Annotated in this window: 10 protein-coding genes and 2 pseudogenes; 10 read left to right on the top strand and 2 right to left on the bottom strand. The window is 58.2% G+C overall.

The window, feature by feature from the left end; genetic code table 11:
• Positions 1 to 929: 929 nt before the first annotated feature.
• The 9 genes from EN846_RS33215 to EN846_RS33175 all read left to right on the top strand — a co-directional run bounded on the left by EN846_RS33215 (position 930) and on the right by EN846_RS33175 (position 10,509).
• Positions 930 to 1,520 (top strand): NodA family N-acyltransferase, encoded by a 591-nt coding sequence (locus tag EN846_RS33215; protein ID WP_029356629.1) that lies wholly within the window; start codon positions 930 to 932, stop codon positions 1,518 to 1,520.
• A complete protein-coding gene (gene nodB / locus EN846_RS33210; RefSeq protein ID WP_029356627.1) occupies positions 1,517 to 2,173 on the top strand; it encodes a chitooligosaccharide deacetylase NodB in 657 nt (218 codons plus the stop codon). The genes EN846_RS33215 and nodB overlap by 4 nt, the downstream gene beginning before the upstream one ends.
• 15 nt (positions 2,174 to 2,188) lie before the next feature.
• Positions 2,189 to 3,514 carry a chitooligosaccharide synthase NodC gene (gene nodC, locus EN846_RS33205; RefSeq protein WP_135914099.1) on the top strand — a complete coding sequence of 442 codons (1,326 nt, stop codon included), beginning with the start codon at positions 2,189 to 2,191 and terminating at the stop codon, positions 3,512 to 3,514.
• A gap of 262 nt (positions 3,515 to 3,776) precedes the next feature.
• The gene (gene nodI, locus EN846_RS33200) at positions 3,777 to 4,691 is read left to right on the top strand and encodes a nodulation factor ABC transporter ATP-binding protein NodI (protein ID WP_029356623.1); all 915 of its coding nucleotides are present in this window, start codon (positions 3,777 to 3,779) and stop codon (positions 4,689 to 4,691) included.
• Positions 4,692 to 4,694: 3 nt separating this feature from the next.
• Entirely contained in the window at positions 4,695 to 5,483 is a 789-nt protein-coding gene (locus tag EN846_RS33195; RefSeq protein WP_135914100.1) for an ABC transporter permease, read from the top strand.
• Positions 5,484 to 5,770: 287 nt separating this feature from the next.
• Positions 5,771 to 6,532, top strand: a complete 762-nt coding sequence (locus tag EN846_RS33190; protein ID WP_135914101.1) for a sulfotransferase — start codon at positions 5,771 to 5,773, stop codon at positions 6,530 to 6,532.
• Positions 6,533 to 6,920: 388 nt separating this feature from the next.
• Entirely contained in the window at positions 6,921 to 8,204 is a 1,284-nt protein-coding gene (locus EN846_RS33185) for a dicarboxylate/amino acid:cation symporter (protein ID WP_268929390.1), read from the top strand.
• Between the two features lie 275 nt (positions 8,205 to 8,479).
• Complete coding sequence (locus EN846_RS33180) at positions 8,480 to 9,541, top strand: LacI family DNA-binding transcriptional regulator (RefSeq protein ID WP_051695606.1); 1,062 nt, start codon at positions 8,480 to 8,482, stop codon at positions 9,539 to 9,541.
• 164 nt (positions 9,542 to 9,705) lie between these two features.
• Entirely contained in the window at positions 9,706 to 10,509 is an 804-nt protein-coding gene (locus EN846_RS33175) for a TIM barrel protein (protein ID WP_091600623.1), read from the top strand.
• Between the two features lie 48 nt (positions 10,510 to 10,557).
• Here the strand turns inward: EN846_RS33175 and EN846_RS33170 are convergent, their stop codons facing one another.
• Entirely contained in the window at positions 10,558 to 11,475 is a 918-nt protein-coding gene (locus tag EN846_RS33170; protein ID WP_091600624.1) for a LysR family transcriptional regulator, read from the bottom strand.
• 697 nt (positions 11,476 to 12,172) lie between these two features.
• Here EN846_RS33170 and EN846_RS33165 point away from each other — a divergent pair.
• Positions 12,173 to 13,399, top strand: a pseudogene (locus EN846_RS33165) (IS110 family transposase).
• A gap of 441 nt (positions 13,400 to 13,840) precedes the next feature.
• On the opposite strand, the pseudogene EN846_RS36610 reads toward EN846_RS33165, so the two are convergent.
• Positions 13,841 to 14,178: pseudogene (locus EN846_RS36610) on the bottom strand (LysR family transcriptional regulator); the annotation flags it as partial.
• Positions 14,179 to 14,699: the final 521 nt, after the last annotated feature.

Genomic DNA, 14,699 nt, shown 5'->3' with positions numbered 1-14,699 from the left:
CAAGGTGCGCGTCGCCATGAGCAACGCCTTCGCCATGGGCGGCACGAACGCAGTTCTGGCATTCAGGCAGGTGTAGAAGCCATGCAAGACGCCTCATTTGAGGTCACCTGTCGTATCTAGCTGCTTGCCGGACCACTATGTGAAGCGAGCGCTATTGGCTGCCTCTGCGATGCGGGAATTGGCAGCGGACGTCTCACGATCAAACAGGCATCTGCTTGTAGAATTCTTTTAATCGTGAAGCGGCGCGAGTGCGCTATCCGTTGAGGTGAGCAAGGCCGGCGCCCTGGGTGAGCTCTGGTGTCGGGTGGTGGAAAGTACAGGGGGAGCTGTGTGGCCACCTCTTTCTCGGCCTCGACGATGTGCGAAGGAGCCTGTGCGGCGAACGGGCCGACGCCCCAGGCTCAGAACCTGGGCGAACCTAACTCCCGCCAAAGGACAGCCCAGAGCTGGATACACGAAAAAGATACTGAACCCGCGAATCGGATTCTGATCAATCGTCGTGTCTGAGCTCCGCTCGGCTCTTACGGAGATAATCGAGCGGCCCGGCAACGGCCGCGCGTGCCGCGGGCGTGAGCTTTGCGCTTCGTCAGAAGTGCCTCGAGCGTGACGACGATAATTGACCAGCCATATGGAACGCATTCGCCCAGTTATCCAAAGCGTGGATACCTTTCATCTAAACAAAGGATTTTACCGTTTTTGCTGCAGGTCCCATAGAAGCGCTTCAAGTTGGAAAGATAGGTAGTTCCGATGGTTGCGTTGGATCCGAGGAGCATCATCTGGTGTGCGGGGCGTACAAAGTCAGTCGCATCTGCATTGCGGCTTGGTCTTTCGGCGGTCTCCACAAGTTACGCCCCGTTGGCACGACGCCAATTACTTAACCCATGCTTGGACATTTATCTCAACCAGACAGCTACAAGGTAAGGTCTTCCATGCGCCCGAATGTCGAGTGGAAGTTGTGCTGGGAAAATGAGTTGCAACTGGCCGACCATGTCGAACTCTCCGACTTTTTCCGAAAGACCTATGGACGGACTGGCGCCTTCAACGCAGAGCCATTCGAAGGCGGCCGCAGTTGGGCCGGCGCGAGGCCGGAATTCCGCGCAATCGGCTACGACGCGCAAGGGGTAGCGGCTCACATCGGCATGCTGCGGCGCTTCATCAGGGTTGGCGAGGTCGATTTGGTCGTCGCTGAATTGGGCCTGTACGCGGTTCGTCCGGATCTTGAAGGGCTCGGAATCAGTTTTTCGATGCGCGTGGCGTACCCAGTGCTCCATCAGTTGGGTGTTCCATTCGCTTTCGGCACGGTTCGGCACGCGCTGCGAAACCATGTCGAAAGATTTTGCAGAGCCGGCCTCGCGAACATTGTGTCGGGCGTTCGCGTACGGTCGACCCGTCCAGACGTGCATCCCGACCTGCCGCCCACACGCCTGGAAGACGTACTCGTGTTGGTTTCGCCGATCGGACGCTCGATGGACGAGTGGCCGTCCGGTACCCTGATCGACCGGAACGGTCCGGAACTATGAAGCCTCTGGACTACATATGCGAAGGGCAGAGTGACGCCGATGGTATTGCAGAGCGCAGCGTCTATCTGACGTTTGACGACGGTCCCAATTCATTTTTCACACCGCAGATACTCAATGTGCTGGCGCAACATCAGGTGCCGGCGACCTTCTTCGTTGTTGGGGCCCACGCGGCCGACGAGCCGGAACTCGTTCGCCGAATTATTACAGACGGGCACGGTATAGCCAACCACACGATGACTCATCCGGACCTGGCTAAATGCGGGCCCGTCGAAGTCGACCGCGAGATAGTTGAGGCAAACAGAGTCATAGGGATGGCTTGCCCGCAGGCCATGGTTCGGTACTTTCGTGCACCGTATGGCATCTGGACCGAAGAAGTAATCGCTGCATCAGCGGGTGCGGCATTGGCGCCCGTCCATTGGTCCATTGATCCACGCGACTGGTCTCGCCCCGGCGTTGACGCCATCGTCGACAGAGTGCTCGCCGATATCCGGCCGGGCGCAATCGTGCTGTTGCACGACGGGTGCGCTCCCGACGAATTGCAACCAGGCAATCAAGCCAGTCTGCGCGACCAGACGGTGACAGCGTTGTCACGCCTAATTCCAGAATTGCACGGCCGCGGATTTGTAATCCGCTCACTTCCTCAACATCCCTGAACAAACAGAGATCCTATGGACCTTCTCACCACAGCCAGTACTGTTGCCGTTTCGTCTTATGCGGTGCTCTCGACTGTTTACAGAGGCATGCAAGCGGTCTACTCCCAGCCGGAAAATGTTACGCCGCCGTCGGAAAGCTTGTTCGGATCCGACCGTTGGCCGAGCGTGGATGTCATTATCCCCTGCTACAATGAGGACCCGCGCACACTCGCGGCGTGTTTAGCTTCCATTGCAAATCAAGATTACGCCGGAACATTTCAGGTCTATCTGGTTGACGACGGTTCTGGAAATCGTAATGCCGTCATCCCGGTACATCACGCCTACGAGGGCGACCCGAGATTCAATTTCATTCTGCTCCGCGAGAATGTTGGCAAACGCAAGGCGCAGATCGCCGCCATCCGCCGCTCATCTGGAGATTTCGTGCTCAGCGTCGACTCTGACACGACACTTGCGTCCGACGTCATCACGAAGCTTGCAGTAAAAATGCGGGATCCCATGGTCGGAGCGGCCATGGGCCAGCTGACGGCATACAACCGCAGCGACACTTGGTTGACCCGATTGATCGATATGGAATACTGGCTGGCTTGCAATGAGGAGCGCGCGGCGCAAGGTCGCTTTGGTGCGGTCATGTGCTGCTGCGGCCCATGTGCAATGTACCGCCGGTCTTGTCTCCTTTCTCTGCTGGATCAATACGAGACGCAACTGTTCAGGGGGAAACCAAGCGACTTCGGTGAAGACCGTCATCTTACGATCCTCATGCTGAAAGCAGGCTTTCGAACCGAGTACGTTCCAGGTGCCGTCGCGGCGACAGTCGTTCCGGACAAGATGGGACCTTATTTGCGCCAACAACTCCGCTGGGCACGGAGCACTTTCCGGGACACGATGCTTGCGCGAGGTCTACTGCGTGGCCTGGATCGCTATCTAACTTTGGATGTGATGGGAGAGAATCTCGGCCCATTGTTGCTCGGCATCGCGGTAGTAACGGCGCTCGGTGAGCTACTAGTTTCACATACAGTTAATTGGTGGACGGTGCTGGCTATTGTCACCATGACCATAATCAGATCTACGGTGTTATCTTTCCGCACTCGGCAGCTTCGATTCATCGGCTATTCAATGCACGCGTTAATCAGGATATTCCTGTTGATCCCCTTGAAGGCTTACGCCCTGTGTACATTGAGCAATAGCGATTGGCTGTCGCGTAAAAGTGTTCCCCTGCCCAACAGGAGCACAAAGGAAATCACAAGCGCGATGCCGCTTGCCGGAGCAAATGCTGCGGGCAATTCTGGAATTGCGGAGTCACTTCATACTGCAGATCTTTCGCTCACAGCTGGTGAAGTCTGACGGCCTTGCAGCGCCGAGTGACCGAGTAAGTTGTGTCAGTCGACACGTGGTGAAGCTTGTCGAGTTACCTATGGTCAGAACGGGAACTATCTGGAAGCGACACGTGGCATCTTGACGTTAATTCTTTGGCGGAAGCGATACACGCGTCGCTCCGGCCGCGACTTTCCAAAGGTGCCATCTCAAGGCGGTGGCCTGCTCTGAACCAGAATTCGTAAGTAAGCTGCCGGTGGCCAATCGGACTCATTCCGCTTGAGATAGACGCATGTCCAATGTAGCAATCGACCTTACCGGCGTAACCAAATTATTCGGAAACAAGCTCGTTGTGGACGGGCTGTCCTTCACCGTTGCATCGGGAGAGTGCTTCGGTCTGCTGGGGCCGAACGGCGCAGGCAAGAGCACGATTGCGCGTATGCTCCTCGGTATGACCCGGCCTGACGCGGGTGATATAACAGTCCTCGGTCTACCAGTGCCGGCACGCAGCCGCTTGGCCCGCAAGGGTATAGGCGTGGTCCCGCAGTTCGACAATCTCGACCTGGAATTTACGGTACGTGAGAACCTGTTGGTGTTCGGGCGCTACTTCGGCATGAGTACAAGAGAGATCAACGCCGTCATCCCACGGCTCCTCGAGTTCGCTCGCCTTGAGAGCAAGGCGGATTCACGTGTCGGCCTGCTATCCGGCGGGATGAAGCGGCGCCTGACGCTGGCACGTGCTCTGATCAACGACCCCCAGTTGCTTGTGATGGATGAGCCCACGACCGGCCTCGACCCGCATGCCCGCCATCTGATCTGGGAGCGACTTCGTTTCCTGCTGGCGAGCGGAAAAACGATCATTTTGACCACCCATTTCATGGAAGAGGCTGAGCGGCTTTGTGATCGGCTGTGTGTTCTCGAGCGGGGACGCAAGATCGCCGAGGGCAGTCCTCATGCGCTGATCGACGAGTACATTGGGTGCAACGTGATCGAGATCTTCGGCGGCAATCCACAGGAGCTGATTTCGCTGATCAGGCCGTACGTTCAGCGTATCGAGGTAAGCGGCGAGACGCTCTTTTGCTATGCGCCTGATCCGGAGGATGTGCGCATCCAGCTTCGCGGTCGAGCGGGTCTGCGTATTCTGGAGCGTCCACCCAGTCTGGAGGACGTTTTCTTGCGGCTAACCGGACGTGAGATGGAGAAGTGAGCAATGGATGAACGTCTTGCGGCCGCTCTACCCGCTAACGCCTGGAACTGGATCGCGGTGTGGCGCCGCAATCATTTGGCATGGAAGAAGGTGGCATTTGCTTCAATGCTCGGCACCCTTGCTGATCCGATGATTTACCTTTTCGGGCTCGGCACTGGCCTTGGACTGTTGGTAGGCCGCATCGAAGGTGCATCCTACATCGCTTTTCTGGCAGCCGGCATGGTTGCGACAAGCGCGATGACAGCATCGACCTTCGAAACAATTTACGCGGTTTTCGGTCGAATGCGCGATCAGGGCACTTGGGAAGCAATCTTGCACACACAACTTACCCTCGGCGACATCGTTCTCGGTGAATTGACCTGGGCAGCCACAAAGGCCTTTCTGGCCGGTACGACAATTGCGATTGTTGCCGCCGCGCTAGGTTATGCCGCGTGGACGTCGGTTCTCTACGTGCTGCCGGTCATCGCTCTCACCGGGTTCGCCTTTGCGAGCCTGGCCATGCTCGTCATCGCGCTCGCGCCCAGTTATCACTATTTTATTTTCTATCAGACGCTTGTCATCACACCCATGCTGTTCCTTTCGGGCGCGGTTTTTCCAGTCGGCCAATTGCCAGGAGTGTTTCAGCAGATTGCGGCCTTCTCGCCGCTGGCGAATTCTATCGATCTAATCCGTCCGGTGATGCTCGGCCGCCTGGGCGACAATGTAGGGCTGCATATAGGCGCACTTTGCATGTTCGCTGTATTGCCTTTTTTTCTGTCGGCTGGACTGTTTCATCGACGACTAATGCGTTGACGCTTACCTACGCCCATCAACGAGAAGGAGGTCCGCAATGCCGGATTGCAAACTGCCCACAGCGGCCCGGAGGCATGCGTGTGCCAGGAATCGCGAGTGGTACAACAACGCCGAAGCCGGGCGCCACCCAGCCGCTGCAGGCACGCGCCCATCTTCGCGACCACACCTCGGAGTACAGGCTGGGTGGTGAGGCGCGGACCCACCCGGAGCGTTCAAGCGATAGCAGCCAAGCTTCTTGTGCGCGTCCCCAGACCGTCGCGGCCATTATTTAGTTGGATACACATGCAATGACCCACAACGAACCAACTCCTGAGCCTTTTGTGATCCTTGCTATGCCAAGGACCGGAACACACTATTTAGAAGAATTGCTAAACGAGCATCCGACCGTTTTGAGTAACGGTGAGTTGCTAAACGAATATGATCCCAATTGGCCCAGCACGGATCGCCTGCTAGGCACGGATCGCGAGCTTCTTGAGCTTGCCTATGTGCGCTGCCCTATGCGCGACTACAAGAATGTGACGCATCTTGGCTGCAAGATCAATGAACCTCAGTTTCGCGAGCGTCCAGCATTCTTTGCGGAATTAGCTCGTTGGCCAGCACTCAAGGTCATCCTCGTTGTTCGCCGAAACGTATTGGAATCGCTCCGATCCTTTGTGCAGGCCAGGGAAAGCGGTCAGTGGCTGAAGTTCAGCTCGGACAACGATACCGCTCGGCCACCGAGCGTCAGGTTGTCAATCGCTGACTGTGAGGCTTATTTCAAAGCCGCCGACGATTTTCACGCTCGCGTTATGGACTCCTTCACGTCGACCAACCTGCTTGTAATGGAATACGAGAGCCTTCTTCATGAACCTGCCCAATGCTTGGGAGCGGTTTGGGATTTCCTGGGCGTTCCAGCGCTTGAGCCATCAGATAACGCCATCCTGCAGCGCCAGGAAACGCGACCGCTGGATCAAACGGTGGAGAACTTTGACGAGTTGCGGATTCACTTCGCACGCGGACCTTATTCAAGATTTTTTGACCTCGGAGATTCGATGCGCTCCAACGCTTAATCGCTTGTCCCGCGTGCTCTGATGGGCGTGTAGGATATCCTACAGTTTGCGCGCATTCCGTCGCAAAACTGACCAACCAAAGTCACCAAGACGACAGATATCGGCCGGCATTCGATCTGCGGCGAACATCAAAGGCGCGGCCGCAAGGCGACCTGGTCAATTCCCTCTCTGGCGAAGCACTTCTTCACGCGATCTTTGGCGAGCCTTGAGTGCAAATTCCGGCAAAGGTGGAGGGTTCCAGTGCGCAACCCGCACCAATCTCGCTGGACGGGACAGGCCTCCAGTTGGCACGGCGCTTGCTCCGAGATGACAGCAGCGCTCGACCGGAGCGCAGCATGGGAGAAGGAGGAGCCCCCACCCCGATCCGGTCAGGGAGAGAGAAACGGTGTTGGTTCCAAAAGTCCCCCGCGCGATCGCAGCGCCCCGCAAGCGCCATTTTGCCCGGACCTACGTGCAGGTGCTTGCCGCCATAGTTCTGGGTGCCGCAATTGGCTATCTCTATCCGGAAACCGGCCAGAGCCTGAAGCCGCTCGGCGATGCCTTCATCAAAGTCGTCAAGATGATTATCGCACCTGTCATCTTCCTGACAATTGCGACCGGCATTGCCGGCATGAGCGATCTGCAGAAGGTCGGCCGAGTTGCCGCCAAGGCGATGGTTTATTTCCTCACCTTCTCGACGCTTGCACTCGTTGTCGGACTGATTGTCGCGAATATCGTTCAGCCTGGCGCCGGCCTCAACATCGATCCGGCCTCGCTCGATGTCCAAGCCGTTAAGGGCTATGTGGCCACGGCTCACGAGCAGTCCGTGACCAGCTTCCTGATGAACATCATCCCGTCAACGATTGCCAGTGCCTTCGCGGAAGGCGACATCCTGCAAGTCTTGTTCTTCTCGGTCCTGTTCGGCATTGCTTTGGCGATGACCGGAGAGACGAGCAGGCCGGTCGTTACCTTTCTCCAGGCGCTTACCGCCCCCATTTTTAAGCTCGTCGGCATTCTGATGAAGGCTGCACCCATCGGCGCCTTCGGCGCAATGGCCTTTACGATCGGCAAATACGGAATCGGTTCGGTGGCCAACCTCGCGATACTGGTCGCGACGTTCTATCTTACCGCCTTCCTCTTCGTGTTCGGGGTTCTCGGCGCGGTCTGCCGCTACAACGGCTTCTCGATCTTTTCTCTCGTCCGCTACATCAAGGACGAACTGCTGCTTGTCCTGGCAACGTCCTCCTCGGAGGCCGCGCTGCCCTCGCTCATGGAGAAGATGGAGAAGGCCGGCGCCGCGCGTTCGGTCGTAAGTCTCGTCATCCCTACTGGATACTCATTCAATCTGGACGGTACCAATATCTACATGACGATCGCCGCCCTCTTCATCGCGCAGGCGACGAACACAGATTTGTCAATTGCCGATCAGATCCTCCTGCTGCTAATTGCGATGCTTTCCTCGAAGGGTGCGGCAGGCGTCACCGGCGCCGGCTTCATCACATTGGCCGCTACTCTCTCTGTCGTGCCGAGTGTTCCCGTTGCCGGAATGGCTCTAATTCTTGGCGTGGACCGCTTCATGTCGGAATGCCGCGCGCTGACGAATTTAGTCGGTAATGCGGTGGCATCGCTCGTTGTCGCTCGCTGGGAAGGCGAATTGGACCAGTCACGGATGGAAGCCGCTTTCCGCGGTTAGGGTTACATCAAACTGGCTCCCCGCAAGCAAGATCGCAACAGCGCGACGTGTAAGTCGCGGCCTTGACTCAACAGTCGAATTGCCAGCCTCCAAAGAGCGCTGGAAATAGAGTACTAACGCAGTGAGTAATACAACACCATGAAGCCCCTAAGCAAACGAACGGTTCACGGAAACTCATCTGGGTGCGCATGGAGCGCTGTTCGTCGAATGCGCTATCCGCGGGGTGTGGGAACTATTCCAGCTTGCCGCCCCAAGCCGTCGCGGGAGCGCACCGGATGATGGAGGACCGGCCGATCAGAATCGCTAGGGGAAAGCGCGTCACAATAGCCGATCTCGCCCGCGAAGCCGGAGTCAGCGTAGCAACAGTCGATCGGGTTCTGAACGTCCGCCTTCCGGTGCGAGAGGAGACCGCCCAGCGGGTCCATGCGGCCGCGCACGCGATCGGCTATCATGCTGCCGGTCTCATCAAACAGCGCTTGCAGCAGCACCTGCCGCACTACAAGCTGGGCTTCATCTTGAGGAAACCTACCCACGATTTCTACCAAGATTTCGCTCGCAAGATCGAAGAGTCGGTCAGTATGGCTAAATCCTTCCACGGCCTTCCGATCATCGAGTTCGCGCAGTCACATTTGCCGCGTGACCTGCTCCCGCTTCTTAAGGACCTTGGGAGCCGCTGCCAGGCGATCGCCATGGTGGCGGCCGATCACCCGAAAATCACAGCATCAGTCGAGGAGCTCAAGGCGAAAGGTATCCCGGTATTTTCGCTGCTATCCGACTTCGCCGATGGCGTGCGCGAGGGCTACATCGGCCTCAACAACAGCAAGGTCGGACGGACTGCCGCTTGGGTGTTTTCCAAGGCCGCAAAACGGCCCGGCAAGGTGGCGGTGTTTGTCGGAAGCCATCGCTTCCAGGCGCATGCGACGCGGGAAACGGCCTTTCGTGCGTATTTTCGTGAGAACGCGCCAAAATTCGAGGTGCTTGATGCGCTCGTGAACCTTGATGAACGGCAGCTCACTTACGAAAAATTGCTGGATCTTATGCAGCGGGAACCAGAGCTCGTCGGCTTCTATATGGCCGGCGGGGGGATAGAGGGGGCAATTTCCGCGCTCCGAGAAGAGGGGAGCGGTCAGGATCTCGTCGCGATCGTGAGTGAAATGACGCCGCAGTCACGTGGGGCGCTTGCGGATGACATCTTGACGATGGCGGTCGGCACGCCAATGCGCCGACTTTGCCAGGAGCTGATAATGGCAATGGAGCGGGCCATCAAAGCCGGCGTCGCGGAGAGCCCGGGGCAGACATTTCTGCCGTTCGACATTTATCTTCCGGAAAATATTTGAGCTTGATGGATTTCTATCATGAGCGCCCATTTTCCTTTCACCGATGAAAGGAAAGCTCGATTGACTCGGCCGTCTCTGTCCGATCTGTGAACCGGCGTGGTTCCGTCTTGAAAGAAGCCGGATGCCGAAATGGCAGCCGCGCTTCATGGAAGGAAAGTCAAGCAATGCGCCAGGTATCGCCCCGCTTTGCACTCGATCACATGGCGGCGCCCCGCCTTGACGTCAGTGCGCTTTTCGCGCTTGCCCGTGACCAAGGCCTGACCGACGTCCAAATCCGTTACCCTCATTTCAGCAATCCTGTCGCACGCGGCATTCCGGCTGCGGACGTCCGGTTTGCCGCTACCGAAGCGGGCATCACGATCATCTCTGTCAACGCCTTGCAGCGGTTCAACGACTGGACTCCAACGCGTCAGGCCGAGGCAAGCAACCTCGCCGATTATGCGACGGCGTGCGGGGCGGAGACGCTCGTTTTGGTGCCGGCCAACCGCAGCTCGTGGCCCACCAATAGCGAGCGCCAGGACAATCTTCGTTTCGCTCTAAACGAGATCAAGCCAATCCTCCAGTCGCGGGGTCTGATCGGTCTTATCGAGCCGCTGGGTTTCCGAACCTGCTCGCTTCGATCAAAGAAGGAAGCGGCCGAGGCCGTTGCCGCGGTTGATGGCCAGTCCGTCTTTCGCCTCGTGCACGACACGTTCCACCACACCCTGGCCGGGGAGACATGCCTGTTCTGCGAGCTTACCGGCCTGGTGCACATTTCAAGCGTAAACGACCCGACCTTCTGGATTTACCCCGATCGCTTTCTTGCAGGTTCCGACAATGGCAGCCAGATTCAGGCGCTGCTGGATGGCGGCTACGCGGGACCTTTCTCGTTCGAGCTGGTCGAGGAAGTCCATTCTCTGGACGATCTCGCAGGCGCACTTGCCGCCAGCATCGACTTTATCCGGCGAGGGCTATTGTCGTCAGAGTAGATGGTGACAGGAGTAGTGACTATAGGTGCGCCTGAATTTTCCGTGGGTTCACAGCGGGACAGCCATCCGAGATGCCTCTTGCATCATTATCTCCCGCATCCAGATGCTTGCCGGATCGCTATTGTGGAGGGCCGGCCATTGGAGGGTCTCGGTGAATGTGGGAAATGGCAGCGGAAGTTCGATAACCCGCAGGGGGAACGTGTTTTCGAAATGCCTGACCAGCCGCAAGGGCATGGTCGCTATACGAGCTGTGCCGGACACCATAGGTGGAATCATGCTGAAGCCCTGCACGGCGACCTCGACACGTCTCTTAAGGCCATGCTCAAGCAAAAACCATTCCTCGATAGACGGCTTCATCGTACGCCCGAACCTGACCGCGACGTGCCTCATCGACATGTATCTCTCGAATGTAAGCTGCTGTGGCAGCTGCTTGTTTGTGGGACAGCCTACGCACACGAGCTTCTCGTCAAACAGCGGAACGCTTGAATGCACACTCGACGTGAACATATCCGGTAGAATTAGAAAATCGACGTCACCGCGCCGGAGAAGCTCATCGGGGCTATCGTCGACAGGCAGCAGTTCGAAGCTGACGGCGGGGGCTTCCCGTGCAATACGCTCCACAAGCTTTTCGAAAAACACGAGCGTGACGAAATCGGAAAGAATGATCCTGAAGAGGCGATCGGCTCGAGCTGGGTCAAACGGATCCGAAGAAATAATCGAGCACTGGATGTGCTGGAGAGCGTCGCGAACTGCGGGGGCAAATGCTGCCGCACGCGGGGTTAGAAATCGTTCGCGACCTCTTATCGTAAACAGTTCATCGCGGAAATAATCGCGCAGTCGGGCGACGGCCGCACTCATGGCGGGCTGACTCAGGTTGATCCTGCGTGCCGCCGCCGAGAGATTACGCTCCGTCAGGAGTGCGTCGAGCACAACGAGGAGATTTAGATCAAGTCCTTTGAAACGCATGTCATCAGCCATCCATGGGATGGATGCCTTTAACCGAAACAAACGACTTTAACAATTTAGCATTCTTGCAATCTTTTGTCGCAAAAAGTTTATGATGGATGACGTTAAGGTCCGACATATGAGCCGCGTGATCTGCCGAAGCGAGCAATCGTACGTACTGTGCAGGTCAGAGATTGGCGGTTTGAAATGCCGGGCCGATGGCGCCGGGCTATCAACCAGCGTCTTCGGCGGCCCCGACCTAGCTAGGCGTGGAACCTAATAGGGTGCACCCTTCCAGTCCGAGGCGACTGATGGGCGGTTTGATCCTAAGCTGCCGTGAGGCCTGTGTTGTATCGGCGAAGCCAATGCAGCAGTTCGGCAGCGTTTTTGAGAGCTGTTGTAGGCTCGGCCTAAGCCCATTGGCGCAAGCCTGTCTGAACGAAGCGCTTGGCCTTGCTGTTATCCGGTGGTGATCTGTGGTGCCTTTTCGTCCTGCTGTTCTTGTTTTGGAACGCCATTATGGTGAGCCCATCCGGGACGTGGGGCACCGGGAGCACGAAGGTGCAGGCAGGCCGTCAATAGACCGTGGGCTGAGAGCCCGAGCTCGTTACATGGCCGCCCCTCGCGACTTTCCCGGAGGCGCTGCGAGCGCGGATCAGTAGATGTCGTGTTGCCCGCCAGCTCCCGTCTTTGACCGAGCCAAGAAGGAGGAACGGGCATGCGCATCATCGGACTGGATATTCACCGCGCCTTCGCCGAAGCAGTGGCATGGGAGGATGGCAGGCTCAGGCGACTCGGCCGCGTCGACATGCGGCGCGATCTGCTGGCGGCGTTCGCCGCGAAGCTGTCGCCGAGCGATGTCGGGATGATCGAGGCCACCGGCAACGCAACGTCCGCTGCAGCTGTGGTTGCGCCGCATGTGAAGAAGGTGGGGATCGCCAACCCGAAACAGGTGCGTATCATTGCCTATGCCAAGATCAAAACGACGATCGACGCCGACGTTCTTGCGCAGCTCTATGCCAGCGGCTTCTTGCCAGAAGTCTGGATTGCGGACGAGCCGACGCAGGCTCTGCGTCGACAGGTGACACGGCGCAATCAGATTGTCCGACAGAGATCTCGATCGAAGACCGTCTCCAGTCGATCCTTCATAGCCACCTGATCCCGTCCTGCCCGCATGCCGACCTGTGCGGCGCCAAGGGTCGGACCTGGTTAATCGAGCAGGTCGTACCGCAGGACGAGCGCCTCGCGATCGATCGGCATCTGCGCGAGTTCGACCGATTGGGCGAAGACCTCCAGGTCATCGAACGCGATCTTGCCCGCTCGGCTCTCGAGGATGAAGGCGTGAAGCGGCTGATGACCATTCCCGGCGTCGACATCACCGTCGCGCTGGCGATGAAGGCGGCGATCGGCGACGTGTCGCGCTTCGACGATCCGCAGAAGCTCGTGACCTATCTCGGGTTGAACCCAAGCGTCCGACAGTCCGGCCAGGTCCGGCCTACCATGGGCGGATCACCAAGCAGGGCCGTGGTCATGCGCGCGGCATGCTCGTCGAGGCGGCCTGGGCGGCCGCTCGTGCTCCCGGACCGTTGCGAGCCTTCTCCCTGCGGCGTGCGAGCCCGGCGCGGACAGCATGTCGCGGCCGTGGCAACCGCACGCAAACTCTCTGTCGTGATCTGGCATCTGTTGATGAAGGGCGAGAGTTACGCGTGGGCTCGACCCTCCCTGCATGCCAAGAAGCTTGCGCGATGTGGAACTCAAGGCCGGGAGCAAGGCTGTGCGCGGCCAAAAGGGAGCCGCGCACGCCTACAACATAAAGAGCCACCGGGAAGAAGAGCGCCGCTGGGTGGAGCAGGCCGAGGGCGCCTATGCACGCCTCGCCGCCGGTTGGAACCCACGAGGTCCGAAGAGGGTAGGCACGGATGCCGCAAACGAGGCGCGACGATAGAAGCTGCGCGGCAGGGCTCTCATCTCGGACCCTGCTCTTCGCCACGCGGTCGTCCGTGCGCGACAGGAGAATAGCGCAGATTTATCAACAAGGCTCTTGTCGATCACATCAGTGGTCTTGGGCGCTGTACGGCCGGGTGAAGACTTTGCAGGTGGCCCGGAAAGCGTTTGACCTGTAGCGAAGCAATTGTCGTCATTACGCGCTCGACCCGGGCGCCCAGCTTGGCATAAGAGCTACGTGGCCTCAGGAAGCGTCGTCAATGCAGACCATGGACGAATTCCCAGCCGATGCCGAGATGCCGGTCGACCGTGCCTGTCGCCGTCCGGTGATGCGATGCCCCCGAGCGCATGAGTTCGCCCCGGATGCTCCCGGTCACGACGCACGGGTTCGGGTTCCAAGGCGCTCAGTTTGTTCGCGCCTAATCGGTGTAGGACGCGGCAGAAATACGAGCGTGACGAAATCGGAAAGAATGATCCTGAAGCGGCGATTCGGTAGAGCCGGGTCAAACTATCCGACGGAATAAACGAGCACTGGATGGGCAGGAGAGCGTCGCGAACTGGAGGGCAAGAGCTCCCGGACGCAGCGTTAAGTTTGAATACCTCCGCGGACATGGTCGCGAGCTCATCGCGCAAATAATCGAGCAGCCGAGCGCCGGCCGCACTCATGACCGGCTGGGCTCGGTTAATCCTGCATGCCGCGCCCATGAGGTTGCGCTCTGTCGGGAGTGCGTCGAGCACAACGAGGAGATGTAGTTCACGACCTTTGAAACGCGTGGTCAACTATCCAAAGTGTGGATGCCTTTCATCGAAACAAACGATTTCATCAATGTTCTGGAATCCTGCATGGGCAGAAGCACCTGACGGACACCGATGCCCCACTGCCTCATAGCGTCGCGAGCGTCTTAAGAAACCGCCCGAAAGGAGAACTTTCATGCGCTCTACCGGGCAGTGGAGTGCTGGGAAAGGGAGTTGCAACTGACCGGCCATGTCAACTGTCCAACTTCTTCCGAGCCTATGGACAGACTGGGAGACGCGCACGGTGTAGCGGCTCACATCGTCATACTGCACCTACGCCACACACCGGCCGGACCTGATCCGGCTTTATGAGCATTGGGCTTTGTCAGTTGCCCAAGCGTGATGGCTTTCGCGACGCGGCGCGCCTCAGGAACTGAGTCGCGGGTCCGGGTCGAAACGCGGGAAAGAAAGACAGGAAACAGAATGGCCGATCAATTCGCAACGGACGTCATTGCCCTGATCAAGAAACGCGCCGAGTCGGAGAGCGGTGAGGGAATGCCTGCGTC

The sequence above is a fragment of the Mesorhizobium sp. M4B.F.Ca.ET.203.01.1.1 genome (assembly GCF_004791025.1).
Taxonomy (GTDB): Bacteria; Pseudomonadota; Alphaproteobacteria; order Rhizobiales; family Rhizobiaceae; genus Mesorhizobium; species Mesorhizobium abyssinicae.
Note: the sequence above shows the minus strand (reverse complement) of the source record. Positions and strands in the feature narration are given on the sequence as shown.